Annotated in this window: 23 protein-coding genes and 1 pseudogene; 15 read left to right on the top strand and 9 right to left on the bottom strand. The window is 59.9% G+C overall.

Translation table 11 applies throughout. The features are described 5' to 3' along the window. Positions 1 to 45: 45 nt before the first annotated feature. Together QXZ85_RS25510 and QXZ85_RS25505 are read left to right on the top strand one after the other, a co-directional pair. Positions 46 to 1,074, top strand: coding sequence for an aldo/keto reductase (locus QXZ85_RS25510; RefSeq protein ID WP_315728270.1), 1,029 nt, complete (start codon positions 46 to 48; stop codon positions 1,072 to 1,074). 16 nt (positions 1,075 to 1,090) lie between these two features. Then, on the top strand, positions 1,091 to 1,591 hold the full coding sequence (locus QXZ85_RS25505) for a DNA starvation/stationary phase protection protein (protein WP_315728268.1): 501 nt from the start codon (positions 1,091 to 1,093) through the stop codon (positions 1,589 to 1,591). A 111-nt stretch (positions 1,592 to 1,702) separates the two neighbouring features. Here QXZ85_RS25505 and QXZ85_RS25500 read toward each other — a convergent pair whose 3' ends face one another. Next, positions 1,703 to 2,461: an alpha/beta hydrolase gene (locus QXZ85_RS25500; protein WP_315728267.1), complete on the bottom strand. Its 759-nt coding sequence runs from the start codon at positions 2,459 to 2,461 to the stop codon at positions 1,703 to 1,705. 489 nt (positions 2,462 to 2,950) lie between these two features. Here QXZ85_RS25500 and QXZ85_RS25495 point away from each other — a divergent pair, with 489 nt between their 5' ends. From QXZ85_RS25495 to QXZ85_RS25470, 6 genes and pseudogenes are all read left to right on the top strand, one after another. Beyond that, a complete protein-coding gene (locus QXZ85_RS25495; protein WP_315728265.1) occupies positions 2,951 to 4,339 on the top strand; it encodes a cytochrome ubiquinol oxidase subunit I in 1,389 nt (462 codons plus the stop codon). Next, on the top strand, positions 4,336 to 5,343 hold the full coding sequence (locus QXZ85_RS25490) for a cytochrome d ubiquinol oxidase subunit II (protein ID WP_315728263.1): 1,008 nt from the start codon (positions 4,336 to 4,338) through the stop codon (positions 5,341 to 5,343). Before QXZ85_RS25495 ends, QXZ85_RS25490 begins: the two co-directional genes overlap by 4 nt. A 161-nt stretch (positions 5,344 to 5,504) precedes the next feature. Continuing rightward, positions 5,505 to 5,815 (top strand): annotated as a pseudogene (locus QXZ85_RS25485) (UBP-type zinc finger domain-containing protein). 186 nt (positions 5,816 to 6,001) lie between these two features. Beyond that, positions 6,002 to 6,562 (top strand): VOC family protein, encoded by a 561-nt coding sequence (locus QXZ85_RS25480; RefSeq protein WP_315728261.1) that lies wholly within the window; start codon positions 6,002 to 6,004, stop codon positions 6,560 to 6,562. 1 nt (position 6,563) lies between these two features. Beyond that, positions 6,564 to 6,854 carry a hypothetical protein gene (locus tag QXZ85_RS25475; RefSeq protein ID WP_315728259.1) on the top strand — a complete coding sequence of 97 codons (291 nt, stop codon included), beginning with the start codon at positions 6,564 to 6,566 and terminating at the stop codon, positions 6,852 to 6,854. Positions 6,855 to 6,888: 34 nt separating this feature from the next. Then, positions 6,889 to 7,557, top strand: coding sequence for a putative quinol monooxygenase (locus QXZ85_RS25470; protein ID WP_315728257.1), 669 nt, complete (start codon positions 6,889 to 6,891; stop codon positions 7,555 to 7,557). A 204-nt stretch (positions 7,558 to 7,761) separates the two neighbouring features. On the opposite strand, the gene QXZ85_RS25465 is transcribed toward QXZ85_RS25470, so the two are convergent. Both QXZ85_RS25465 and QXZ85_RS25460 read right to left on the bottom strand, forming a co-directional pair. Then, entirely contained in the window at positions 7,762 to 8,658 is an 897-nt protein-coding gene (locus QXZ85_RS25465) for a hypothetical protein (RefSeq protein ID WP_315728255.1), read from the bottom strand. A 179-nt stretch (positions 8,659 to 8,837) separates the two neighbouring features. Beyond that, positions 8,838 to 10,364 (bottom strand): ATP-binding protein, encoded by a 1,527-nt coding sequence (locus QXZ85_RS25460; protein ID WP_315728253.1) that lies wholly within the window; start codon positions 10,362 to 10,364, stop codon positions 8,838 to 8,840. Between the two features lie 145 nt (positions 10,365 to 10,509). Here QXZ85_RS25460 and QXZ85_RS25455 point away from each other — a divergent pair, with 145 nt between their 5' ends. Further along, positions 10,510 to 10,737 carry a hypothetical protein gene (locus QXZ85_RS25455; protein WP_315703030.1) on the top strand — a complete coding sequence of 76 codons (228 nt, stop codon included), beginning with the start codon at positions 10,510 to 10,512 and terminating at the stop codon, positions 10,735 to 10,737. 303 nt (positions 10,738 to 11,040) lie between these two features. On the opposite strand, the gene QXZ85_RS25450 is transcribed toward QXZ85_RS25455, so the two are convergent. The 3 genes from QXZ85_RS25450 to QXZ85_RS25440 all read right to left on the bottom strand — a co-directional run bounded on the left by QXZ85_RS25450 (position 11,041) and on the right by QXZ85_RS25440 (position 18,055). Continuing rightward, a complete protein-coding gene (locus QXZ85_RS25450) occupies positions 11,041 to 12,363 on the bottom strand; it encodes an MFS transporter (protein WP_316174958.1) in 1,323 nt (440 codons plus the stop codon). An 80-nt stretch (positions 12,364 to 12,443) separates the two neighbouring features. Continuing rightward, positions 12,444 to 15,668, bottom strand: a complete 3,225-nt coding sequence (locus tag QXZ85_RS25445) for a winged helix-turn-helix domain-containing protein (protein ID WP_315728346.1) — start codon at positions 15,666 to 15,668, stop codon at positions 12,444 to 12,446. A 1,457-nt stretch (positions 15,669 to 17,125) separates the two neighbouring features. Next, positions 17,126 to 18,055: a GlxA family transcriptional regulator gene (locus QXZ85_RS25440; protein ID WP_315703028.1), complete on the bottom strand. Its 930-nt coding sequence runs from the start codon at positions 18,053 to 18,055 to the stop codon at positions 17,126 to 17,128. 161 nt (positions 18,056 to 18,216) lie between these two features. Here QXZ85_RS25440 and QXZ85_RS25435 point away from each other — a divergent pair, with 161 nt between their 5' ends. After that, the gene (locus tag QXZ85_RS25435; protein WP_315703027.1) at positions 18,217 to 19,053 is read left to right on the top strand and encodes a dienelactone hydrolase family protein; all 837 of its coding nucleotides are present in this window, start codon (positions 18,217 to 18,219) and stop codon (positions 19,051 to 19,053) included. Between the two features lie 308 nt (positions 19,054 to 19,361). Here the strand turns inward: QXZ85_RS25435 and QXZ85_RS25430 are convergent, their stop codons facing one another. From QXZ85_RS25430 to QXZ85_RS25420, 3 genes are all read right to left on the bottom strand, one after another. Further along, positions 19,362 to 20,456, bottom strand: coding sequence for an amidohydrolase family protein (locus tag QXZ85_RS25430; protein WP_315703026.1), 1,095 nt, complete (start codon positions 20,454 to 20,456; stop codon positions 19,362 to 19,364). A 219-nt stretch (positions 20,457 to 20,675) separates the two neighbouring features. Next, positions 20,676 to 21,452 (bottom strand): cyclase family protein, encoded by a 777-nt coding sequence (locus QXZ85_RS25425; protein ID WP_315703025.1) that lies wholly within the window; start codon positions 21,450 to 21,452, stop codon positions 20,676 to 20,678. A gap of 51 nt (positions 21,453 to 21,503) precedes the next feature. Beyond that, a complete protein-coding gene (locus tag QXZ85_RS25420) occupies positions 21,504 to 22,493 on the bottom strand; it encodes a fumarylacetoacetate hydrolase family protein (RefSeq protein WP_316174960.1) in 990 nt (329 codons plus the stop codon). 97 nt (positions 22,494 to 22,590) lie between these two features. Between QXZ85_RS25420 and QXZ85_RS25415 the strand changes: the two genes are divergently transcribed. The 5 genes from QXZ85_RS25415 to QXZ85_RS25395 are packed head-to-tail and all read left to right on the top strand — an operon-like array spanning position 22,591 to position 26,588. Further along, positions 22,591 to 23,544, top strand: a complete 954-nt coding sequence (locus QXZ85_RS25415) for an ABC transporter substrate-binding protein (protein ID WP_316228792.1) — start codon at positions 22,591 to 22,593, stop codon at positions 23,542 to 23,544. Between the two features lie 11 nt (positions 23,545 to 23,555). Further along, a complete protein-coding gene (locus QXZ85_RS25410; RefSeq protein ID WP_315703022.1) occupies positions 23,556 to 24,260 on the top strand; it encodes a GntR family transcriptional regulator in 705 nt (234 codons plus the stop codon). Continuing rightward, positions 24,257 to 25,063, top strand: a complete 807-nt coding sequence (locus tag QXZ85_RS25405; protein WP_316174964.1) for an ABC transporter ATP-binding protein — start codon at positions 24,257 to 24,259, stop codon at positions 25,061 to 25,063. Before QXZ85_RS25410 ends, QXZ85_RS25405 begins: the two co-directional genes overlap by 4 nt. Next, positions 25,060 to 25,824 (top strand): ABC transporter permease, encoded by a 765-nt coding sequence (locus QXZ85_RS25400; protein ID WP_315763880.1) that lies wholly within the window; start codon positions 25,060 to 25,062, stop codon positions 25,822 to 25,824. Before QXZ85_RS25405 ends, QXZ85_RS25400 begins: the two co-directional genes overlap by 4 nt. Further along, on the top strand, positions 25,821 to 26,588 hold the full coding sequence (locus QXZ85_RS25395) for an ABC transporter permease (protein WP_315703019.1): 768 nt from the start codon (positions 25,821 to 25,823) through the stop codon (positions 26,586 to 26,588). The genes QXZ85_RS25400 and QXZ85_RS25395 overlap by 4 nt, the downstream gene beginning before the upstream one ends. Positions 26,589 to 26,593: the final 5 nt, after the last annotated feature.

The following is a 26,593-nucleotide window of genomic DNA, read 5'->3' as shown; positions in this document are numbered from 1 at the left end:
CGCCGCTATCGGCAATGCCAGCACCGTCGCTCATCGGAGATTGATATGAGACTGAGAGAAGCGTTGTTAGCGGGACCGCTGGGTTTTGGCACAGCTCCACTTGGCAACATGTATCGGGACATTCCAGAGGATGAAGCCCTTGCAACAGTGGACGCAGCATGGGCTGCGGGTACGCGCTTCTTCGATACTGCTCCGTTTTACGGAGCGGGGCTTGCGGAGATCCGCCTTGGCGAAGTGCTCTCCAGCCGACCTCGCGGCGACTACGTTCTGAGCACCAAGGTCGGGCGGCTCATCCTCGACGAGATCGAAGATCCGGCCGGCCGAGATCACGGCGAAAAGGGCGAGATATTCAAACATGGCCGCCCCAACAAGATCGTCCCAGACTATTCGGCTGATGGCACGATGAAGTCGATCGAAGACAGCCTCCGGCGCATGAAGATTGACCATATCGATTTTGTGTGGGTCCACGATATTGCCCAGGATTTCTACGGCGACCGCTGGCTCGCAATGTTTGAAATCGCTCGAACGGGGGCCTTCCCGGTCCTCTCGAAACTACGCGACCAGGGCGTGATCAAGGGCTGGGGCCTCGGCGTGAACAAGGTCGAACCTGTCGAGCTTTTGCTCGGTCTGACCGAAGCAAGTCCGGACGCGACCTTGCTCGCTGGCCGGTATACGCTTCTCGATCACGAGATGGCACTCCAGCGTGTGATGCCCGCTGCGCAATGCAAAAAAGTCGATATCGTGATTGGCGGCCCTTATAGCTCCGGTGTACTCGCTGGCGGCCATCATTTTGAGTACGGGACGGTGCCATCCGCGATTGCCGCTAAGGTGGAGAGGATTTCGGCTCTGTGCGCAGACTTCGAAATACCCATCAAAGCAGCGGCACTGCACTTCGCTCTGGCGCATCCGGCTTCGGCCGCCGTCATTCCCGGAGCCAGCAAACCTGAGCGCATTCTTGAAGACCACGCGGCTCTCAAGACCAATATTCCCGCTGCTTTCTGGCACGAGTTACGAAACAAAGGACTTGTGGCCGAGGGTGCCCCGCTGCCGATCGACAAGCAGCTCGCCGCATGAACCTCAGGAGACAACCATGACCCCCGCTCGCGCACCGACCCTTGATTCCACCTCAGCTCTGGCACTGCGGAACAGTACGACAGCTGCCGACGCACTCAATGCAATCCTGGCGGATATTCTCGCGCTCTATCTCAAGACCAAGAATTTCCATTGGCACATGACGGGGCCGCACTTTCGCGACTACCATCTGTTGCTGGATGACCAGGCCGCGCAACTTTTCTCGATTGTCGATGAGATCGCCGAGCGGGTTCGCAAAACAGGACATGCGACAATACGTTCGGTCGGCGACGTCGCCCGCCGGCAGACAATCAGGGACAACGATGCCGAGTTCGTATCGGCCGGTGACATGCTCGCCGAGCTCCGCGAAGACAACTTTGCGCTGGTTCGTGCGCTTCGCGAAGTAAAAGTCCTTGTCGATGATGCCAAGGACAACGCCACTTCGGGACTTCTCGACGGTTGGACCGATCAGGCGGAGCAGCGGGCCTGGTTTCTGTTCGAAGCCACACGATTGGCCTGATGCAAACGGCGCTCGCATGCCGCCGGATGGATCCAGGAGACGAATGCCGCTCATCGGAGCGGCATTCGTATGTCCAGAGATCGGGGACCGCCATCATCTCCTGCGGCAGCGTTATTCCGCCGCCTTGATGATCAGATCGGCCACCTCCTTCGGGAACGACAACATCGCGACGTGGCTCGACGGCAACTCGATCGCCGTGGCCTTGGCCGCCTTCACCTGGTCCCTTTCCATCTGCGGCGGGATGATCGCATCCTTCGTCGCAACGACCATGAAGGTCGGCTTCTGGCGCCACGCCGCCTGGCTCACCGGAGCGGTCAGGGTCCTGATGTGGAACGGTCCCTGCGTCGCCGCCACGACTGCCTGTTCCTTGGGCGGAAGGTCGGCCGCGAAATATCGCTTGATGCCTTCGTTGCTGATCGTCAGGTAGCCGTCCGGGTCCTTGACGAACTCTTTCAGGCTCTCCGGATCCGGATATTTCGAGGTCGCACTTTTCACCGACTCGCCCTTATCCGGCGCGTAGGCCGCCACATACACGAGCGACTTGACCTTTTCGTCGTTTCCCGCCTCCGTGATGACGGCGCCACCCCATGAATGGGCGACGAGAACGACGGGTCCTTCAGCGTTCCGGATGGCCCTCGTGGTTGCGGCGACATCGTTGACGAGCGAGTCGAGCGGGTTCTGAACAGCAACGACCTTGAGCCCGGCCTTTTCGAGGTACGGAATGACTTTCTCCCAGGACGACCCGTCCGCGAACGCACCATGGACAAGGACTGCGGTCTTGGCCTTCAGTTGGGCAGCCGATGCCGGCAGGCTGATGGCGGCCATCGCGCTCAGGACACCCAAGCCCATAACGCGTTTGAATGATTTCATGGTTATGTTCCTTCGGTTGATTGAGGATCTCGGTGTTGCCGCTTTCGCTGCCGAAACGTTCGCGGCGACGCGAATCCACCGTCGTGCACTTCTGTTCGGACAACAGATTGTGCGGCGAGTAGAAGAGGCTGGTCGGAATAAAGCCAGTTTAAAGATGTAAAAGCTCGTAACGTGGATGCATCGCTCGCATCGTGACTGCCTCTTGCGGACGTTGCGAGTGATTTCCCATCTTACGGTCTCGAGACTTCACCGTGGGGTAACGATGAACGTCATGGCGCCACGTTCTCCAAAGCCATATTCGAGCGTTTCTCCGGCACTTTGACTCTAACCGTTCGACGTCGCGTGCCTTGATCAATAGCATCGACACCTTTCCACTTGGGTCGTAATAATCAGAAAGCGATGGCCTTTTGGATCTTTTACATCCTTTAACTTTCGGTTGGTGTCGCCGTCGCGCATGGTGCCCCCATCTCCTTATTGGATGGTGCGTCGATGGATCCCGTTCTGTTATCACGGCTACAGTTCGCGTTCACGATCGGTTACCACATTTTGTGGCCCGCGTTTTCCATCGGAGTCGCATGGTTCATCGTCGCCTTGAACGCATTGTGGCTAAGAACCGGAAAGCCCGTGTATAACGAACTCCAGCTCTTCTGGACGAAAGTGTTCGCTCTCGCCTTCGGAATGGGTGTGGTCACCGGTGTGGTCATTTCGTACGAAATTGGATTGAACTGGTCCCGCTATGCGCGGGTCACTGCCGACGTCATCAGTCCGCTTTTGACGCTCGAAGTCCTAACCGCGTTCTTCTTGGAGGCCGGCTTTATTGGAATCATGCTGTTTGGCGAGCAGCGCGTAGGGAAACGGCTTCATTTCGCGGCGTCCGTGATTGTGGCGACCGGCACGGTGATCTCGGCGTTCTGGATTATTGCGGCGAACTCCTGGATGCAGACGCCGGTGGATTTCACGGCGGCCGCCGATGGCCGGTTCATCGCCACGGATTTCTGGGGTGTCGTTTTCAATCCTTCGATGCCCTACCGGCTCGCGCACATGCTGCTGGCCAGTTTCATCACCGGGATCTTTGTTGTTGTCGGCGTGTCCGCGTTCTGGCTCTTGCGCGGCAGACGCGAAGACCAAGCCCCTGCGCTCACCGCGTTCTCGCTCAGCCTTTGGCTTGCCGCGGTTCTGCTGCCGCTGCAGATGATCGTGGGCGATCAACACGGCCTCAACACGCGTAAATACCAGCCGATGAAACTTGCTGCGATCGAAGCGCGGTGGGAGACGGCCAAGGGAGTACCACTCACGGCCGTTGCCTGGCCCGACGAAAAGGCGGAGCGCAACGATTACGCGATCGAAATCCCGCTGTTGGGGAGCATCGTTCTCACGCACTCGCTCGACGGCGAGGTCAAGGGTCTCAAGGAAGTTCCGGCACGTGAGCGTCCCCCCGTCCTTCCCGTGTTTCTCGCCTTTCGAATCATGGTTGGGTGCGGAATGGTGCTGCTCGGCCTCGCGCTCCTATCTCTTTATCTTCGCTGGCGTCAGGAGCTGTTCAGCTCACGCTGGTATCTCTACGCGTGTTTGGCCGGCACGCCGCTAGGCTTTGTCGCAACGCTCGCGGGCTGGACCGTCACGGAAGTCGGACGCCAACCGTATGTCATCTACGGCCAACTGCGAACCGCCGATGCGGTCTCCCCCATCGCCGGCGGGGCCGTTTTCGGATCGCTGACCGTCGCTTTGATTCTCTACAATCTCCTGCTGCTCGGCTTCTTCTACTATAGCGGCCGGCTTGTCTGGCGAGGGTTCGGGATCGAGACACCAACAACTCCTATTGGCCGGCCTTCGGGAGGCGTCCACGTCGCCATCGCAGCAAGGAGTGCAGTAAAGTGAGCCTTCTGGATAGTCTCGATCTGACGGTCGTCTTCGCCGTGTCCGCGGCCTTCGTCATAGCACTCTATGTCGTGCTAGATGGCTTCGACCTTGGTGTCGGAATCCTGCTGCCGTTCACAGCGCACCCGGCCAACCGCGACGTCATGATCCAGACGTTGGCACCAAACTGGGACGGCAACGAAACCTGGCTCGTGTTAGGCGCGATGGTCCTGTGGACCGCTTTTCCCGGCGCGTTCACCATTCTCATCCCGGCGTACTATGTGCCCCTCGCCCTGATGCTGCTTGGTCTCGTCTTGCGCGGAATCTCTTTCGAATTCCGGGCGCAGGGAGGTTCGCTGAGGATCATATGGACGACGACTTTCGCCGGCGGCTCTGCGCTCGCGGCCTTTTGCCAGGGCGCTGTCCTTGGATCATTTGTCGCCGGGAAAATTCGAGTCACCGATGGCCACTTTGCCGGAGGCCCATTTGATTGGATTACGCCATTTTCCGTCGCGACCGGCTTCGGGCTCATGGCGGGCTATGGGTTGCTCGGAGCATGCTGGCTGATATGGAAAACCGAAGGACTGACGCAAAAGTCCAGTCGTGGATCTGCCCTCGTAACGCTTTTCATTACGGGAGCCGCAATAGCATTGGTTAGCCTATGGACACCATTGAGCGTACCCCAAATCGCTGATCGCTGGTTTACGCCTTCACATATGTTGGCGCTGGCGCCGCTTCCTCTCATTGCTGCGGCCGCCTGGCTCGGGACCCTGCGGTCATTATCGGGGCCGCATGATTGGGCGCCATTCCTTTGCGCGATCCTGTTGTTCCTTGCCTCGCTAGGCGGGCTCGGTGCGAGTGTCTGGCCTTGCGCCATTCCGGGGGTCCTGAGCATTTGGGACGCCGCATCCGAACATCGGACCCAGGTGATCTCGTTTCTCGCATTCGCTTCAGTTGTACCAATCATACTGGCCTACGTTGGCTTCAGCTATTGGACGTTTCGAGGAAAAGTTGGCGCCTCGTGACTCAATGAATCTCCTTCCTGTTGCGGAAAACAAGCCGGAGAGGCCCTCCCTCACTCACCGAGATTTGCAGGCTTTTACCTGTTAGCCGACGCGATACTTGCTAAGCTGACTTAGGTCTTTGCTCGCGCACCAATCGCGAGTTTTCCGCGTGGAGGAGACTGATGTCGCGTTCCTGCTCTCATCAAGAATTCGTCAGGACTGTTACGCCGAGTGCGCGGGGCGCGAGGAATGCTTGAAGACCGCAAGCTGGTGGGTCCACCTGCGCATTTGTCGCTCATGCGGACACGTCGGTTGTTGCGACCAATCCCCCGGCAAGCATGCCACCAAGCATTCTCAGACCAGCGGATATCCATTGATCGAAGACTACGACCCGCCGGAAGGCTGGGGCTGGTGCTATGTTGACGAGACATTCACCGCCCTCGATCATCCCACGCCGCAGGTCGGCCTAATACCGCGCTTCGTGGGTGACTAATCTTTCGCAAATCACCATCGACGTCATCGCGACAAGCGACGACGCAATCCAAGGATTGTTAGTTTCTTTGGATCGTTTCTGCTTCGCTAACGAGACTTAACCGCATTTTGCTTCACTTAATGTGCATCAGAGCCCCCTGGCTCGTAGTCTTCGCGGCGTCTTGCTATTCAGAAAGGAGAAGCGGTCATGAGCGAAACGTCAAATACAGGCGTGGAAGCGATCAGTAACGAGCGTCGCGACGTCATCCGCGCCGCCGGAGCTGCAACACTCACGGGGTTTGCCTCGTCCCTTCTCGTTTCAGCTGCTCCGGCAGAAGCGCAACCAACTAGCACTGATCGCGATAATGGTCCTCTGGGCGCGCGGCTGCAGGGAGCCCAGCACTTCGGGCTGACGGTTCAGAATATGGACCGCGCCTTTGAGTTCTACACCGAGGTTCTCGGCGGAAATGAAGTCATGCGCGATGGCGACTTCCACGGTGGGCCGATCCATTACACACTTATGACCGATCAGGAGATCATTGCGCGAGATCTGAAAGTCGACCCCCGCACAATCGGTGTGCCTGATTTGAAAGGCGGCACGCAACGGTTGGATGTCCGCTTTGTCCAATTCGATAACTTCGTGATCGAGCTCCTGCAGTATCGCGGAGCCGAACAGCCAATGGGAAATGGCGACAGTTGGGCGGAGCCGCGATCATATGAGCCCGGCTTATCCCCGATCTATGCACATATGCTTCCACATCCGGGATGATGTGAATTTTGCGAAGTTCATCAGTGATCTCGAGGCTGAATGCGCCCGCCGCGGCATGTCTCAGGTAAAGGCAAACCGTGTGGTTGCCGTGGACACGGAAGAGCAGCGCAAGGCCGCGCCAATGAGCGCCAATGCCAACAAGATTACGCAAGGCAAGTCGAATGGTTGGTCGCTGATTTACTGCAAGGGACCTGAGGGAGAGCAGCTCGAGTTCGTCCAGGCGCTCGACCCCGTGAAGCAGACGTTCCAACAGGCAGTCGAACGGCGTCGCCGCCCCCAAAGTGCCGGTTGAGAGCCCGATTGTGTTAATAGGTGGGAGTTCAAAGATGCCACAGCTTATCGACGCATGTTCTTTTGGCCTGCTGTTGTCGGCTATTGCGATGACTTGCGCGCCGTCGCACGGGCAGGACGGCCCAGGAGCTGGGTATAGCCATGTTCCTGACAACGCTTTCTCGGTCGTCGCCGAGATCCGGGCCAAACCCGGAAAAGAGGGCGAACTACGCGATGCAACGCTGCCGTTGATCAAGCTCGTTCGGAGCGATCCGAAAACAATCGTGTACTTCCTGCAAGAAGATCGGGAGGCGAATGGCCACTTCATCTTCTATGAAGTCTTCGCCAACGAAACGGATTTTGAGGAGCACAACGCCAAGCCGTATGTAAAGGCCTGGTTTGCTAAGTTGCCGGAGCTTGCGGAAGGTGGCGTTCACGCGATGAAGATGAAAATCCTCACCACCCCAAAGATTGATGTTGCGGCTTCAAGCCTGGCAGCTTTGCCGACAATACGTAGGCCACTCATTCTTCGGGTATGGATTTGCCACACCGGACCTAATTGCCGGTCCTGTCGAACGCTTGTCGCTGTCGATTCAGGAATTGAGCATCTATCTGCAATGCGGAAAAGCTCACTGCATGCGCCCAGCGACTTTCCCCCGGCTCCATCGCAAAACTGCTCCTTTGGCCAACCGGCCCGCCGTAGCGATCCGACCGCAAATTTGTAGAAGCTCTTGGAAGGAGATTGGTCACGCTTCCGACAGAGCTGTCCAACTCGATACGATCGGAGCTGCTAGAATTGGCGCGATTGACCGCATCAACAGATACTGCGACACCGATCAATCGTATGGCTTGATCAAATCGAGTATACGTGTCCGGGCATGCCACTCCCGTGAATCTCTGTAAAGCAGATGATGCGCATTTGGAAGCGGCTAGGCATGCTTCAGTAGGCTCAAAAACTGAGCATCCAGCTGGGGACTAAAGAAGCATACGGCATCGGCCCAGCGACCTTCCACCAAATCCATTGCGAACTGGAGGCTTGGCCGTCCACTGGTAACGAAAATGCCGGGATATGCGCGACGCAAAGCTTTCGCGGGTGGCGCGGATTTCAGGACCCGGGTGTCAAAGCCCTCGCTCAGCTCGAGGTGAACATAAGCGATCTCCTGATCACGCAGAGAGCTCAGGACGTCGTCATAAACTTTGCAGCGCCCACCTTCGAAGCCACGCGGAAAGGGAGATAGCCGGATGCCGAGGCGATCTCGGCTAAAGGCCTGGGTCAGCGCCTCGACCAGTTCCAGCACAAAATTGAGCCTTTGGACAATAGCCCCACCGTAACGGTCTGTTCGCAAGTTCGTGGAAGGCATTAAGAAGAGGTCAGTTATGCTCCCAAAAGAGCTATCCAGCTCGATGCCGTCAAAGCCGCTTGATTTGGCGCGATGGGCAGCATCGACGTAGTCAGCGATGATTTTATCGATCTCGTGTTGAGTCAGAGCAAGAATGCCATTCGGTCGGTGGGGAATTTGCAATGCAATATCACCGCGGAGGCGTGCAACTGACGATTGACGCGCCAATTTCGCGTTGTTCGTCGTGGTACGCCAGATCGACTTGATACGGTCCTCATCACTGATTAGCTGCGAGGTTCGTTCAGGCCAAATCAAAGCCCCTGGATCGTGAATAATGAGACCACCCGACAGCAGGCAATCGGAAGGCAGAGCCAATTGATCCGCGGGCGCGTTAAGCGGGTCGGCAACCAGCGGCCACTCCAGGACAAGGCGATGCTGAAGATCGAAAGCACCGATATTGAGCGGTGTCAGGAGCTTGTTGCTCATCCAGGTGCCGAGCCTTCCTGCTCAGACGTGACGCGCCGATAGCGCGCGCTTGACGATTTCATCAATTCCTTTTTTGAACAAAGGCTCCCCTTTCCTTGTCATCTAGGACTTTGCGCGCAACGCGAGCGAGAGCTCCTTTCTGCGATCGAGCGGCACAGTCCGTGCACCTGGTCACTTCATCAGTGTGAAGATCGACCTAGCGCATTGATACTTCTGGGGACATCACGGTCTGAGCATCGCGATGAATGACCTATGTCCATCAAGTAGGCTCTCGTAGTGTCCAGGAGACGAAACATCGGCCCCTTATTCATCATCTCGACCGTAAGAAGCGATTTGTCGTAAAGACCGTAGAACGTCTCTGATGGGCAAGCACACCCACCATCCAAACAGCTTGCGATGGCGCGTTCCGCGGTGAATGGACCACTGAGGGTCGCAAGGTGAGATAGCACGATCTGCTCCTCCCTGGAGAGGAGGCCATAGCTCCAATCGAAAGCAGCCGCCAACGTGCGATGCCTGGGCAACGCGGTTCGGCGGCCACGTGTAAGGATAGCAAAGCAGTTGTTGAGGTGCCCAGCGATCTTGCGAAGTCCCAGGTCTGCCACCCGGGCGGCCGCAAATTCCAGCGCGAGCGGAATCCCATCCAACCGCCGACATATCTCTGCCATTGTCGGCAGATCTTGGCTATGGGGCTCGAAACGCATTGAGGATTGAACTCTGTCCACAAAGAGAGTGAGCGCCGAGAAATCCGCCACGTCCTTCTCTTCAATCACGACTTTCTCGGCCGGGAAGGTAAGCGACGGCAAGCGATGGGTCCATTCGCCCGTGGCTCGGAGAGCTTCGCGACCTGTTACAATTAATTTTAGATTGTTACATTGACCTAACATCGCCTCTACGAGCGTCGCAACTGGCTCGACAATGTGCTCGCAGGTATCGAGTATCAAGAGAGCTTCGCGAAATCGGAGATGTTCGCACACTGCATCGAGGGCATCGTTACAGGACGCGAGCTGCAGAGCCTCGGCAATGACTCGAGCTGCTCCGGTGCTGTTGGTGACATGCGATAGATCAACGAAGCTGATCAGGCCGCGGAAATTCGCAGCGTAGCGTTTTGCGGTTGCGATTGCGACTGTCGTCTTGCCGATCCCCCCCGGCCCGGTAATCGTTACCAGGCGACGCTTATCGAGGATTGCTTCGATGGTTTGAATGGCATCATCTCGACCCACGGTCAGGTTCGGCAATATCGGAAGCACGAAATGCCGCTGGGCCCTGGGCCCCTCTAGTTCGACGACACTGGGACGATGGCGCACAGGTAAAACGAAGCAATATCCACGCAACGGTATGGTATCTATTGCGCGTTTCGCTCCGTCACATTGCGACAGCAATTTCCTGACGATGCCCATCTGCACGCGGATATTGGTCTCTTCCACCGTGATGTTGGGCCAAACAATGCGCTTCAGATCGCCCAAGCTCACGACGTCTCCTGCCCGCGAAATCAGCAGGATCAACAGATCTAGCGCCCGCCCACCAATTTCGACGCGCTCACTGCCGACCAGTAATGCCCGCTGCTTGGGATACAATCGAAAGCTCGCGAATTCGTAGCATTCTTCCGACACCGGCGCGGTGCCAAACAAGCCAGAAAGGGAACTGCACCGCTGCGGAGCCAGGCAGGGGCTCTCCAAGAGCTCAGACTGTTCGCTGAAAAGGGTCATCCACCACCTCGCGCCATTCCAAGCCTTACACTTCGCACAGCTAGCCAGGCACATTGGGCCCAAAGCCGGCACCGTTGCGCAACTGCCGAACGCGATCGTACGGATCCAGCCCCGGCTCTCCGACACCGACGATAATGATGGGCAGATGATCGACAGCCGTGGCGCGGTGCGAGTACCTTCTGTCCACGATGAAATCCGTGCCGTCCATAAGCGTCCCGGTGCCAACGCAAACGTCTTCACCAGAACGGTATATTCGCTGCGGTGGGATGTCCTTAAGTCATCCAAAAAAATCTATAAGTTTCCTTTGGCAGCGTCGGTGACGGGCAAGCTTTCGTGGCTTGCAGCGGCGGCGGGAAGTGAAGAGGCGAAGTAAGACATAGTGGCTGACCCAATCGCAGAAAGCGTCGGGGGCTGGTGCCTCAGCTGTTCAGCAGCAATGTGCCGCACCTTCGTCGCGACAACGTCGAGGCGGGTTACTGCCGCGCAACAGATCGGACTGCAGCCTCGCGAAGATTGTTGTAGATCAGGCAACCCGGGCAGATCGGTGAGCGAACGAGGCCCACTAGGAGCGGGTGTGATTGCTCACGATGCATGTCGGCGTCGGGTCCAGGTGCGGACGTAAGAATGAAGGACTCTTCGCAAGAGTAGGCGCATGCTTCCGCCCGAGCGGCTCTCTTCAACTCGCATGCGCCTTGAGATGGGCCGCTGTGGCTTCAATCCCATCGTCGCCTCGTCCGCGAGGCAAACGGACCGTCAGCATTACCAGCCCAGCCAATAGAAACGAGGCAGCGAGCGCTACAGCTGTCGCGACAAACTGGCCTCCGCTCATATCCAACAAGACGCCGCCGAGGCGCGGTCCAAGGAAGCCTCCGAGATTGCCCACGGCATTGATGAGGCCAGCTGCGGCGCCTGCCGCCGAAGCTGGCACTGCCCGCGACGCAGCCGCCCAGAAAGGCCCCTCGTATGAAAGGGCACCGCCTATCGCGAGGCAAATGAAAAAGACCGACAGCGCGACAAAAGACTGGCCGATGAGCACCGAAGCGACAAGGCTAACGGCAGCGACCACAAGCGAGATCAGCACGTGGCGTTGGTAGCGCCGATTCCGGTCGGCCAACGAGCCGTTCACCCACATAAAAACGATTGCCGTGCAGTAGGGCAGAGCTGCGATCAGTCCCACAGCGCCGAAGCCGGCTTCCGTCAGTGCCTTTAGCAAAGACGGCAGCCACATATTCAGGCCATAGAACCCGACCTGGATCAGAAAGGACACCACGACCAATTGCCACACGACGCGATCGGTGAAGATACGACGAATCGGCAAGGTTTTCGGCTCGCTGGAGGCTTCCGCCAAAAGCGACTTTTCGATGTAGTCGCGCTCGGCTTGCGAGCACCACGCTGCGTCGCGCGGAGTATCCGCAATCGCCAGCCACCAAACCGGCGTCGCAATGATGAAGGGAAGAACACCCTCGATCAGCAGCATCGTGCGCCAGTCGGTCGAACCGACGATGAAGCCGGAAAGAGGCTGCGTTATTATCGAAGCGATCGCCAGGTTCGTCATCCAAAAACCGTAGGCCCGTGCTCGTTCGGACACCGGGAACCAATTATTGATGAGCACCAAGATGGCCGGCCAAACACCGCCCTCCGCAATACCGAGCACAAAGCGGGCCAGCACCAACTCATTGAAGCTCCGGGAAAGACCGCACCAGATCGCCGCGGCTCCCCACAGAAGAATCATAATCCCAACTGATTTTTTGGCGCTCCAGCGGGTGGCGAGCCATCCGCCGGGAATCTGAAACAGCGTGTAGCCGATAAAGAAAATGCCGCCGGCGAAACCTTGATCAGCATTGCTGACGTGGAATTCCTGGCCGATGCCGGCGAAGGCGTAGCTGATGTTCGTGCGGTCCATGAACGAGATGATGTAGACCACCATCGACGCCGGGATCAGTCGCTTCCACCGCGTGGCGCCGATGGTCGCACCGGTTGCCGCCTCGAACCCCTCCATGCCATTCTCCTCAATATCTCCGACCATCAATGGTCATATGGCGTTTGTTGGTAGTCGCGATGAACCCGCGATCGTTCTCATCACAGGCGACTCTCGATCCGTCGCAAAACCGAGTTTGCCCGCACCAGAACCGGCGCCCAGAGACCCTCAGTAAAGCGCTGGTAAATCGGCGCGAGCAGCGTGTATGCCTCCCCCTGGCGATCCTGCTTTTGCCATCGTTCTACCAAGCTCAGGGCCGCGCATAGTTCCCAATACAGTGCTTGCTCCTGTCGCGAGAGATCTATTGCGCGCATGAAAATCTGTTCCGCGGCTGGATCGTCAGGATCACGGTCAGCCGCGAGTCTGCCCTGAATGCACTGCAGCTCCGGCACGTATTCCATGTAGCCCCTCTCCTCCGCCGAGAGCAGCTCCGCCTCGATCTCCGCAAGACCTTCATCGGCGCTTCCGGCAGCCGCGAGCGCCTCAGCATAGTAGCCACGAAAGGGCGTGATGAACGACCGATAGCCGGTTGCCTCGAATTGGGCGAGCCCAGAGCGGAGCGCCGCCGCACCGGCAACGGGGTCACCTCGCAGGAAGAGGATGCGCCCCTTCGCGCAAAGCGCAACGGCCCGGAAGGTAGGAAGACCGTAGCGATCAACTTGCTCCTGCATAATCCCGATATGACGCTCCGATTTTTCAAGAGCGCCGACTTCGGGGAATAGCAGGCCAGCTGGCCTTGCGAGCGCCAGGCATAGAGCAACGGGCTGCCCAAGTTGCTCGGCTTCTTCGATAGAGCGCTCAGCCGCTGTAATTGCCGCATCGATCAAACCGCGCGCGAACAGACAGGGCGACAAATGTCCCAAGGCGGCGGCCCGAGCATTGATTCCAAGCGAAGGCGAGGCCCGATAAGGCTGCGCCTCTGAATGCTCGCGAAAGGCGCGCTCCAGAAGGCGCGATGCTTCAACATACTCGGCTCGATACACCAGCGACATGCCAGACATCAGGTTGGCCATACGTGCTGCCCCCCCGTCATTTTCGCTCTTTGCCAGTTCGGCATAGCGTTGGCTGTGTTGCAGCGCTCTCCGCAGATCCAGTGAGCGCAAACTGATCTGCCAGAGACTGTGCAACGCGCGCTTCTGGTGCTCGATGCTACCGAGAGCTTCGGCGAGCGACAGTGCTCGCGTCAGATTCGTATATGTCGCCGAAGTCATGCCCGCGGCAAACATTAGCGACTGGCCAAGGCCGCTGCGCAAGATCATCTCTTGATCGGCATTGCCGGTGCGGCCTAGATCGGCTAACGCTTTGGTGGTCCAGTTCCTGCACTCGCTGAGCAGCGACTCAGCCAGCCAAAAGGGCACGGAGACGACCGCTAGGGCGATGCCGAGCGTCGAGTCGCCGAATGGGGAGAACGCCCAGGTAAGTGCCGCACGCAGATTGTCGAGTTCACGATTGTACTGGGGCGTCTCCTCGCCGCTGGTTTCCCGATCGGCATTGAAGCTGGCAAAAAAGTCGCGGAAGTATTCCGCGTGGCAGCGCCATATCGCGTGCAATTCACCACTACTGGAGAGTTTTTCCATCGCATAAGCTCGCACCGTCTCGAGCAGGCGCCAGCGCTCGTCAGGTGAGCTGCGATCGAAGGAGACAATGGACTTCTCGACGAGGCTTGAGATGCGATCCGCGACTTCCGTTGACGAATAGTCGCCCATTACGGCGCAAGCCGCCTCAACGGTGAACCCTCCGGGAAACACCGCCAGCCGATGGAGCAGCACCCGCTCGACATCGGGGAGGAGGTCGTAGCTCCAATCGAAAACAGCGCGCAAGGTTCGATGACGCGGCAATGCCGTCCTGCGCCCGGTCGTCAGGAGCGCAAAGCGATTTTCGAGGCCGCTGGCAACCCGAGAGAGTCCCAGCGAGGTCGAACGAGCAGCGGCGAACTCGATCGCCAAAGGCAATCCATCAAGATGGCGGCAAATGTTCGCAATGGAGCGCAAGCTCTGCTCATCGCGCAGGCCAGCCACGTGCGGCGCCTCCGTCAGACTCAAAAACATCTGGACTGCACTGTTTCTTATTATTTCGTCTGGCAGACTGGATTCGTGTTGAGGAACCTCAAGTGGCGGGACACGGTACACGCGTTCGCCATTGATCTTCAAGGTCTCGCGGCTGGTAGCAACCATAACGGCATTTGGCGCCAAGCGAACGATCGCTTCTGCGAGTTGTGCGGCCGCCTCGACGAGATGCTCGCAATTATCCAAGACGATGAGGAGACGATCGTGGCCGATGACCCGAGCCACTCCCTCCGCCGACATCGGGCGACCGTTAGCCTGCAGGCCGATGGCCTCTCCCACCGCAGCTGGCAACAGGCTCGGGTCGGCGAGAGAGGCCAACTCGACGAGCCAAACACCGGCATCAAATCGAGGCAGCAGACCGCGCGCCAACTCAATCGCAAGCACGGTTTTCCCAATGCCACCCGGACCGGTGAGAGTGACAATCCGATACGCAGAGCAGGCCTCTTGCAGGAACTCGAAAGAAGCGGCACGCCCGATAAGTTCGTTCACAGCTGCGGGCAAGTTTGTTGAAATAGTGCTGCGCGTTAAGGAAGGCGGCGCCGGCGGCACTTGGCTGGTTTGCACGGTCCACGCGCCAACCAAGCGGAATCCAAGTCCGGACATCGTTTTGAGCATGGCGCGATGCGGACCGAGCGCCTTGCGGATCGCAGATATGTGGACATCGATCGCGGTTTCTCCGACGATCACACCTGACCATACGGATTGTAGCAAATCTCCCCTAGTGACAACTTCGTTTGCTGCCTGGACCAATACGGCCAATATGTCGAAGGCTCGGCCCCCGATTGGCACAGCGATACCTCGAATACGCACCTGGCGCAGCGAGAGATCTATCTCGCACTCATCGCATCGATAGATAGGTTGGTGGATCGCGGCGCCGCCTTGCAGGTTGGTGTTGTGAGGCTCCACTGAATTCAGATTGAGGGTCAGTGGCGCTGATTGCGTTGAGCGGGCTGTTTTCCGCACGCCCCAGTCGCCAAGCAATCGATAGCCCTGACCAGATATGGTTCTCAGCAACGCCCCATTCACTCCCAAGGCCTTGCGGATCGCGGAGATTTGGACCTGAAGAGCCGTGTCGCCAACGACAACGTCAGCCCAAACGCGCGACATCAGCTCCGATTTCGTTACCGCGGCTCCGGAGGCTTCGACCAGCGCCTGCAAGACTGCGAACGCGCGACCGCTTATCGGAATCGCGGATCCGTTTACTCGCAGCTCACGACTTTGGACGTCTAGTTCCAGACGATCCGGCCTGCCGCTGCCCACCGGTCCATGACTTTCTGATACGTCCACAGCCAAGAACTCCGAGCTTCTTCGAATTGATGGCCACTACTCTCGGCAGAGGGCAAATCGTACTGTCCCATCTTTTTGCCGCCCACGCGCAATTCACTAGAACTGGCCCTCAAAACCTTTCTTCCGTAGAAGTTCGAGCGTCTCATCAAGCGAGGCAGTACTTCGCTGGCCACCAGCCAGCGGCCGAGCGCAAAGCTATCTCAAAGGGCATCATTCCACCACCCATATACCAAGGCCAGCAAACGCTCGATGTCCCAATGGGGTGAAGGTAGAAATGTTAGTTTGGCAAGGCAAAGTCTGATTCTGACCCAACATCACGCGCCGGATTTGTTGATCACAATGCTTCGACTTATCAGCCACTTAGCGAGCTCGGTGGAGGCAGGCTTATACGAAGCGTTGCGGCCATGATCGGATAGCTCGTTAGTGGACAAATACGCCACTTCGCTACCCGGGGACTTTCATTTTCGCACGTTTTCTTTGCGGTGAGCGGCGGCACTCGCGACCGTTCGTGCGCAATCCCTCGCCAGCGAGAAGTGGTTCGCGAGTAGGTTCAAATCCTGGACGCGCAACGTCCGATAACGACATTTGCTGCAAGTTGCGATCCGACTAAACAGGCGCCTGCGTCTCATTTCGGCCCTAATCGACTGGGGTTGCAGTCAGGAGAGGGACTCGAACCCCCGACCGTCGTTCGCTTTGAAGCTCCGGCTTCGAAGAGCCGGCTGCGCAACCTTCGATGCCGGGCAAAAATTCTTCAGAAATTGCCCCAGACTAAATTAGTCTGGGGCCATTTCGGGCCTGCTCAAGAAATCGCTGATAGTTGAGATAGATGGCACGCCCGGAACGATTCGAACGTCCGCCCTACGGGACGTTGCTGAAACCGCGGGACTAAAATCAGCGTCGCGCGAAGAGCGCTTTCGGCGTCGGTCCCGCACCGAGCGGCAATCGAGCCGCCAAGGTCGTCCATTGGGAATTAGGTCTCTCCATTGGCATCGTGAAGGGCCACGTATCGCACGCAGGACACGAGCCTAAACTCAACCTCGCGGTAGGTCTCTCCGATTCGGGGCAGAGCCGGGTTCGATTCCGATCAGGCGATTGTGGAGTCTGGAAGGGCAGGCGTGCCGGCGGCGAGAACCCTCCTGTTTTATTTTTGTCGGCGAATACCGCGCGTCATCCTGCTGGTATTTGTGCTGGTATCGGCAGCAATTGACGACAAAAGTAGATTTAAATTCAAATGGTTATGGCTCTAGGCAATTATCGGCCAGGGGCACCATCATCGCTAAAGCCCCTCATTCGTTGGGAATGACTTGATAGCTCAATAGCCTGGTCCCGCTGTGGTAGTATCGCTGCATGGGATAAACCATGCGGGCGATGACGGGTCCGCTGCGCCGCTGATGCCTCCTGGACAAGGCGTCGCGAGCGATGGGAGACACTCAGGCTGCGGGACGGAAATGTCCGGGCGAATGTTTCGTATCACGCCGGATCAGCCGCCGAAGTGTCGAGGGCTCCGCATATCCTATCTGCTGCGCGATCTGTTCGACCGACAGGCGCGTGGTCTCAAGCAGTAGTCGCGCGGTCTCAAGCCTGATGCGCTGCACGAACTGAATCGGTGAAACGCCGCAGATCGCCGCAATTCGCCGGGCAAATGTCCGTGGCGCCAGCGCGACGGCTTCGGCGAGCTCCTCGATTGCAAAGTCACGTGCGATGTTGTCGCGCACCCATTTCTCGGCCTTGGCGATCCTTGGGTCCTGGCCCGCGAGATAGGTGATCGCCATGAACGGCGCCTGGGAGCGCCGCTCATCCAGCAGGAGATAGTTGGCGCAGGCTTTCGCCAGGCTTGGTCCGGCGAACCGACCGACGATCGCAAGCATCAGGTCCATCTGCGCCATGGCCGCGCCACCGGTTGCGATCGGCCAATCGGCGACGACCATCTGCTCCGTCAGTAGTTCGACTCCCGGATAGCGCTGCCGGAATACCGGCGCGAGCCACCATGTCGTGGTGGCCCGCCGGCCGTCGAGCAAGCCAGCTTCCGCCAGCAGGAACGTGCTCGCGCAGGACGCGGCGAGCACGGCTCCGATCCCGAACGCTCGGGTAAGCATGTCGCTCGCGCGCCGGCACGTCGGGCTCTTCAACTTTCTGTCCAGTTCGTCGGCCGACGCAGCTCCAAGACCGGGGACGATGACGAGTTCGATGCCGCGCAGATCGACGTCGCTTTTGCGGGATGCGCAACGCACCGTCGTAACCTCGAATGGCAGAGCGCGCTTCGCAGCGCTGATCCGGTTGGCGGTCGCCATGACGTCGTGGGTGATGGCCGCGCTCGAGGCCATGCACCCCTCGATCTCGACAACCGCGACTTTGGTCATGTCAAAAAAACCTCGATAAATGTCATTTTTGACACTAGCGCGCTGGCCGCGCAATCGCAACGATATCGGTGAAAACGCCGCCCCCTTGCGGCGGCTTGTCTGCAGACATCTTCGGTCCCCGGCTTCTGTCTGGTATCCATCGATCGACAAGGAATTGCGCCATGCCCAAACGGTCCATGAAGCGGGACGATCCTCTCGAGGATTTCACGCGCCGCGCCATCACGCTCGACGGCGCCACCAAGGTCGTTTACGTGGTCGGCGTAGGGCCTGCCGTCATCGTGATGACCGAGATGCCGGGCATCAGCCCCTATGTCGCGCGGTTTGCGCGCTGGGTCCGCGACGCAGGCTTCACCGTCTACATGCCGTCGTTGTTCGGCCGCGATGGCGTCGTTCCAGGCGCGGAGGAGGGCGCCGCGATCTTTCAGCGCGCCTGTGTGAGCGCCGAGTTTCGCGCCTTGGCCTCAAACGAATCCAGTCCCGCGACAAAGTGGCTCCGGTCGCTGGCGCGATTTGCGCATGGCGAGTGCGGCGGTCCCGGCGTCGGTGCCATCGGGATGTGCTTCACCGGAAACTTCGCGCTGACCATGATGCTTGAACCGTCGATGCTGGCGCCGGTGCTCTCGCAGCCGTCGCTGCCGCTGAACAATCCGGCCGGCATTGAAATCGCACCGGACGAAGTCAAAGCGATCCGCGAGCGGCTCGAGCGGGAAGATTTGACGGTGATCGCCTATCGCTTCGAGGGCGATAAGTTCTGCACGGCTCAACGTTTTTCGGCCTATGCTGAGGCGCTTGGCGATCGGTTCATCGGGCGGGTGCTTCCGGACAGCGCGGCGAATACCGATCTTGCGCCGTTCTTCGAGCGTCACGTTACGACCCCGCATAGCGTTGTCACCGCGCACCTGATCGACGCGGCAGGCCAGCCGACGATCGCGGCACGCGACGAGATCCTGGCGTTCTTCAGGTACAGGCTGGCATCTCCTCGAAGCGATCTCACTTGAGATTATATTGCTATCTCAATCACATAAGAGTTCGCAGTTTTGCTCGGAGTGGCGCACCATTCGAGCATTCGCCCTCATCCGCCGGCATCCGTTTCCTCTCAAACGCGCCGACAACGTTAAAGCAACGTTGCGCTATCGCACAATTGCCAGGCGCCTGCGTCCGACCGATGTCGTGACGAGATGGCCAGATCCTATCAACTGGTAGGGTTTTCTAGCTGCCCAGCAGGCTGGGCATAGGATCGATCCAGGCGGCTCCCCGATACTTCGTATCGCGAGCGCTGCCGTAGTTGCTAGAGCGCCATCGAGCCCTAGGCACGCAACCGCGGAATGAGACGCGTCGCATTCTCATGGCCGATGGCATCGAGGTCCTTTGCCGACAGACCGCGCTTCTGCAGTTCGGCGAACTGACCAAAGCCGAAATACGGATAGTCGGAGCCATAAGTGACCTGGGAGACCGGCACGAGCTTGAGCAGCGCCGCGATGGACGGCGCGAAGGTCGCGTTCGCGGTGTCGTAATGAAGCCGGCGCAGTTCGCCTTCGATGCCTTCCGGCGCGAATTCCTTGAGGTCGGGGCGCGCCCCATAGAACGCATTGATACGGCCGGCCATCATCGGGATCGTACCGCCGGCGTGCGAAAACAACCATTTGATGTCGCGATGGCGGGCAAACGAGCCGCTGAGCAGCAGGCTCGTCACCGTGCGCGTGGTGTCGTGCGGGACTTCGATCAGCGCAGGGAACGTACCGACGCTCAGCGCACTGCAGCAGCTCGCGACCAGCGGATGCACATAGACGACCGCCTTGCGACGGTTCAACTCCTCAAGCACGGGCTTGTAGGCCGGATTGCCCAGCCATTTGTCGCCGTAGTTGCTTTGCAGGCCGATCCCGTCAGCCTTCAGCGTGTCGAACGCATATTCGATCTCCTTGAGCGTGGCATCGATGTCCAGCATCGACAGGGTCGCGAACAGGCCGAAACGACCCGGATGGTCGCGCATCATGTCCGCCGCATATTCGTTGCAGACGCGCGCGAGCCGGCCCGCTTCCGCCGGCCCGAGGTCGAACCACACGCCAGGAGTGGAGGAGATCGACAGGACGCCTGCGCGGATGCCGTTGCGGTCCATGTCCTCGACCAGCTTCTCGCGGGTCCAGGCAACCTGACCGGGAAAGTGCGGCTGCTTGTGCGTGTCTTCGTAACCGAGCCACAGCTTCTGATATTCAGGAGGATAGAAATGAACATGGGTATCGATCAGCACCGGGCTGGTCTGTCCCTGCGTCGGAGCCGTCGGGATGGTCGAGGCGAGGCCGAGTGCTCCCAGTCCTGCGAGAAAGCCCCGTCTCGACCAGGACGGGCCGGAACAGGCCGGGCAGGAGTGAAGCCCGCGCAATGTCAGATCGCTCGTGTTCATCTTGCGTTTCTCCCGTGCTGAATTGGCAAAGGGCCGGCCGGGGCACTTGCAGAGATCATCGGTTCGATCAGCTGCAGCCCTCTAGTCAGCTCCAAGGCGGATTGTGATGGCGGAGGCCATAATGCCCTCGTCTTCTTACGGCTGGGCGACGTCGGCCGGCCCCTCACCGAGTCGTTGCAAGCGGATCGGCGCCGGAGTCCCGCGACAAGGAAAGGACTGTCAGCCTTCCATGATCGCGACAGCGCGAGTCCAACCCGCCGAAGCCCGTTCGATCTTCACCGGGAAGCACGACACCGTGAAGCCGGTCGACGGCAGCAGCTCCAGATTGTGCAGCTTCTCGAGATGGCAATAGCCGATATGGCGGCCCGCCTTGTGACCTTCCCAAATCAGGCTGGCGTCCCTGGTCTCGGCGTATTTCTTTGCGGTGTAGACAAAGGGCGCGTCCCAGCTCCAGCCGTCGGTGCCGGTCAGCCGCACGCCGCGCTCGAGCAGATACATGGTCGCCTCATAGCCCATGCCGCAGCCCGAGGTGACGTAATCCTGCCGTCCGTATTTCGCGCCGGCACTGGTATTGACGACGACAATCTCCAGCGGCTTCAGCTCATGGCCGATGCGCTTGAGTTCGGCCTCGACATCCTGCGCCGTGGCGACATAGCCGTCCGGAAAGTGACGGAAGTCGAGCTTCACGCCAGGCTGCAGACACCAGTCCAGCGGGACCTCGTCGATGGTCCAGGCGCGCTCGCCACGGTTCATCGTGGGGTGGAAGTGCCAGGGCGCATCGAGATGCGTGCCGTTGTGGGTCGAGAGGCTCACCTGTTCGACCGCCCAACCCTGCCCGTCCGGCAGATCCTGCGCCTTCAGACCATCGAAGAACTGCAACATGCGAGGCAGGCCCTGCTGATGATCGATGTAGTGAATGGTCGGGTGGCCACCGGGGGGATCGGCCGGCACGTCGTTTTGCAGGGGGACGGAGATATCGATCAGTTTGCGCGCCATGGCATTTCCTCATGTTGTCTTATTATTAGTATTTGTTCGTATTGGGCAGATCTAGACGTCCTGCCGCTCGACCCTGTTCTTCAGGATGCCGATCTTCTCGACCTCGAGCTCGATCGTATCGCCGTGTTCGAGATACCATCCGAGCTCGAGCCCGCAGCCATTGCCGACGGTGCCGGAGCCGATGAACTCGCCCGGCATCAGCGTCTCGTCCTCCGTGACGTGGGCAATGATCTCCTCGAATGAGAACAGCATGCCATCGGTCACGCCTTCGGAGCGGATCTCGCCGTTGACCCGGGCTTCCATCTTGAGCCTGTAAGGATCGCCGATCTCGTCGGGCGTCACGATCCACGGTCCGATCACGTTGCCACCATCGAAGCTCTTGCCCTTGGCCGGGCCGAGCCTTCCCTCCATCTCGATCCGCTGCGCGTCGCGCGCGGAGAAATCGTTGAAGATGGTGTAGCCGAAGATGTGGTCCTTGGCCTTCGCCGCGGAAATGTTCGCCCCCTTGTTCTTGGTAACGATCCCGAACTCGAGCTCGTAGTCCATCACCTTGCTGTAGCGCGGCCATTTCACCGTCGTGTTGGTCCCACGCACGCTGAAGCGGTTCGTGATGTAGAAGATCGGCTGTTTGCGATAGACCTCAGGCAATTCGCCGAGCGGCTCCGCATCAATACGGGCCAGTTCGGTCATGTCTCCCCTCGCGCGCGCCGCCAGCTTGCGCTGCCCACGTGGCGCCTGGAGGATGTGCAGCGGAAATGACATGCCATCGCGCATCTGCCGCGGCTCCGGCAACGGCGCGAGAATATCCACTGCACCAACCGCCACCGAGAGCGTCGCGTCCGCGCCGTGCTTTTCAAACAGCGCCGCGGCCTGGTCAAGCGCGTGCGGACCAGCGTCGATCAACGCCAGCATCGAGGCGAAAGCGGGATCGCCCGGACCTTCCCTAAGGGCGGCTTCGGCGAGATCGAACACCTGACTGTCACGCGCATGGACGAGACCGACCTTGTCCTGGCCGGCCGATCGGTACGTTGCGAGCTTCACCCTCGGCACCCCTTGTTCTCTACGCAAATATATGATCAAAGAAAATATCGATAAACAAGACTTAAAAATATGAAATCGGGAGAGCGCGGTGAGGCGGATGCTGTTGAGGCAGACTTTGATGAGGGTCGCGCTCGGTCACGGCGTTTTTATTGCGGCTTTTGGTGCCTTGACCGGGGCAGCTCTGGCTCAGGCAAAGATTCAAATCGGCTGTACGGCCACGTCTGATTGCGCGTCGGCCATGGTTGCCGTCGACGAGGGCATTTTCAAAAAGCACGGGCTGAACGTCGAGATGACACCGATTGCGATCAACTCGAACATTCCGGCGGCGATCCTCTCCGACTCGATCCAGGTCGGCGGGCCGACCTCCACCGTCTTCCTGCAGGCTGTCGATGGCGGCCTCGACCTCGTCGCAATCGCGGGCGCCTCGGTCATGAGTCCGACATCGAACGCCGCCATCACCGCCTTCGTCCGTAACGGCATCACCATCAATGAGCCGAAGGATTTCGTCGGCAAGAAGGTTGGGGCGCCCGGCCTCAACGCCTTCCTGCACGTCCTGTTCGTGAAATGGCTCGTGGAGAAAGGCGTTGATCCGAAGAGCGTCAACTTCGTCGAGGTGACCTTTCCGACCATGGCCGACATCATCAAGTCCGGCGGCGTCGACGCGGTGCTCACGGCCGAGCCTTTCGTCACCCGCATGACCAACGCCGGACTCGGCTCGATCGGCGCGCGCTATGCAGTCGATCTCGCCCGCGCCGATCCGATCATCTTCTATGCGGCATCGCGCGAATGGGCCGAGAAGAATGCGGCAACGGTCGCTAAGTTCCGCGAAGCGATTGCGGAAGCTGCGGCGATCGTCAACGGCGACCGTGAGAAGGCCTCCGCCTCGATCGCCAAATTTACCAAACAACCGCTCGATCTCGTCAGGGCGACACCGCCGAACCACTCCGAGCCGAAACTGAAGCCGGAAGATCTCGCCTGGTGGATCGAAGTCATGGCGTCGCAAAAGATGCTGCAATCCAAACTTGATGTCAGAAAGCTGGTGCTGAACTGAAGGCTCCCTCGATGCCGGTTTCCGAACGCGCGCTCAACCGTCCTGTGGCCGAAGGCGGCACGCTGAGCGAGCGCGCAGCCTCTCTCATCGAACAGGACATCCTCGCGGGACATCTCCCGCCAGGGTCGCGCCTCGGCATCGTCGAGCTGGTGCAGCGCTACGAGATCGGCGCCACGCCGCTGCGCGAAGGCCTCTCGCGGCTGATGTCACGCGGGTTGATCGTCGGCATCGGCCAGCGTGGGTTTCGCGTCGCCGAGATCAGCCGCGAAGATCTCGCCGACATCACCTGCATGCGTACGGCGATCGAGATCGCCGCGGTTCGGCTTGCCATCAAGCGCGGCGACGACGCCTGGGAGGCCGGCATCCTGAGTGCGCTGCATCAGATGCGCCGCCATATCGAGCGAACCGGAAACGAATTCCGCGAAGGCGCCGCCGACTTCGACCGGCTGCACAAGGGCTTTCACACCTCCCTGCTGGCGGCCTGCGGCTCGCAGCGGATGCTCGCCGCCCATTCCGACCTCTACGACCAAGCCTACCGCTACCGCCGCGTGATGATGCGCGCGATCGCGAGCGGCGAAGATTTCATCCATAGTCACCAGATGCTCGCCGATCGCGTGCTCGCGCGCGACGTTGCCGCCGCGCAAATGATGCTGGAGGCGCATCTGCGCTCGACCATCGACTTCGTGTATCCGTCAAGCGACGAGGGGCAATCATGAGCGTCCTTGCAAGCCTGGACGAGGCGCGCGCATGGCGGCGCCAGAAGCCCCTGATCGCGTTCGATGGCGCGACGCTCCGGCTCGGCGGCAAGACCATTATCGAGAAGCTGCACCTTGAGGTCCGCCCAGGCGAATTCCTGTGCATCGTCGGGGCCTCCGGCTGCGGGAAGACCACGGCCCTGCGGCTCGCCGCAGGCCTCTACCGGCCGAGCGAAGGCGCCGTGATCTTCGAGGGTGAGCCGATAACCGAGCCGCGCCGCGAGGTCGCAATCGTCTTCCAGGATTACGGCAAGGCGCTACTGCCATGGCGAACGGCTTCAGGCAATGTTTCGCTAGCGCTGGAAGCAGGCCGCGTGCCCGCCCGCGAGCGCGCCGCGCGTGTCGAAGCGCTGCTGCGCAAGGTCGGCCTGCCTGACCAAGGCTCCAAATATCCGTCCGAGATGTCGGGCGGCATGCAACAGCGGCTTCAGATCGCCCGCTGCCTCGCGCAGGAGCCAACGACGCTGTTGATGGACGAGCCGTTCGGCGCGTTGGACGCCATGACGCGCCAAGCCCTGCAGGACGAGGTCCTCTCGCTGACGCAGGCGAGCAAGACCACCGTGATCTTCGTGACCCACGATCTCGACGAAGCGATCTATCTCGGCGACCGCGTCATCGGTCTGCTGCCGCATTCGGGACGGATCGGCATAGAACTCGACGTCACCCTGCCCCGCCCGCGCGACCAGCTCGCCACCCGCGAGCATCCGGAATTCCTGCGGCTGCGGCGGCAATTGTTCGACTTCATCAAGGCGACCGAGGCATGAGTTTTGCGCGTGCCAAGCCTTTGCTGTTGCCGCTGGCGATACTGCTGGCGCTCGAAGTTTGGGCACGCTTCACCCACCTGCAGAGCGACAGCCTCGCACCGCCGAGCGCTGTCATCGTGGCGTTAGCCGGGGCGCTTGCCGATCTCTCGATCCCGGCCGCGACACGCGACACGCTGTTCGCGACCTTCGCGGGGCTTGCAATCGGGAGCACCATCGGGCTCGCGCTCGGCATTGCCTTCGGCATGTCGCGGCCGCTCGACCGGCTGATGGAAGTAACTATCGAGGCAATCCGCCCGATCCCTTCGGTCGCCCTGCTGCCGATTGCGCTGATCGCGCTCGGCTTCGGCTACCGGATGGAGATCGTGATCGTGGCTTTCGCGTGCGTCTGGCCGATGCTGATCCTGACGCGGAGCGCGGTTCGCGGCGTCGAGCCACGCCTAGTCGAGGTGTCGCGCGCCCTGCGGCTGACGGCGCTCCAGCGGATCACCAAGATCGTCATCCCGTCCGCGTTACCGCGGATCTTCGTCGCTTTCCGACTCTCGGCCGGCATCGCGCTGATCGTCGCCGTCACGGTCGAGATCGCGATCAATCCGATCGGGCTTGGTGCCGGCATCATGCTGGCCCAACAGGCGCTGCGAGCGGATCTGATGCTCGCCTATCTCGTCTGGATCGGGGTGATCGGCTACGGGCTCAACGCATTGTTGGTCACGGCCCAACTTCGTCTGTTCGGCCGTGCCGCGCTCGCCGGAGCAAACCAATGACCCCCGTCTCGATCCTCTGGCGCATCGCGAGTATTGGCGTCGCTGCTGGCTTCGTCGCGCTGTGGCAGCTCGCCGCCGATCTAAGGCTGGTCTCGCCGGTGTTCCTCCCCGGCCCCGACCGCGCCTGGGCCGCTCTGGTACGCGGCTTCACGAACGGGGATCTCGCGGGCAAGCTGGCCGGAACGCTCGAGCACATGGCCTATGGCTGGCTTGCCGCCTCGGTCGCCGGCGTTGCACTGGGCGCGCTGATCGGATCCTCGCGGTTGATGCGCACCTACGTCGCGCCGTCCCTGGAATTCTTGCGCCCCCTGCCGGTCTCGGCAGTCATTCCGATCGCGATCGCTTTGCTGGGCCTGACGCAAGGCATGGCCCTGTTTGTGATCGCCTTCGGAGCAATCTGGCCAATCATGCTCGCGACCATCCACGGTTTCGCAGCGGTCGAACCTCGCCTGTACGAGGTCGCCAGCGCGCTGCAGATGTCGCGTAGTGCGATCATTTGCAAGATCGCGCTGCCTTCGGCGCTTCCCGACATCGTTGCGGGCATGCGACTGAGCCTCACCGTCGCGCTGATCCTCTCGGTCGTGTGCGAGATCCTCGCTGGTCTCGACGGGCTGGGCCATTGGGTGCTGCTGTCAGCCCGCGCATTCCGATCCCCCGACCTATTCGCCGGCGTAATCCTGCTCGGCGCCACCGGGTATTTCACCTCGATTGCGATGTCGCTGCTCGAGCAACGCCTGCTCGTGTGGCAGGTTGCGGCGCGATGATCCTC

It is taken from the genome of Bradyrhizobium sp. SZCCHNGR1005 (assembly GCF_032489995.1).
Classification (GTDB): Bacteria; Pseudomonadota; Alphaproteobacteria; order Rhizobiales; family Xanthobacteraceae; genus Bradyrhizobium.
The sequence above is the reverse complement of the archived record's forward strand: the minus strand, read 5'-3'. Positions and strand labels throughout refer to the sequence as shown.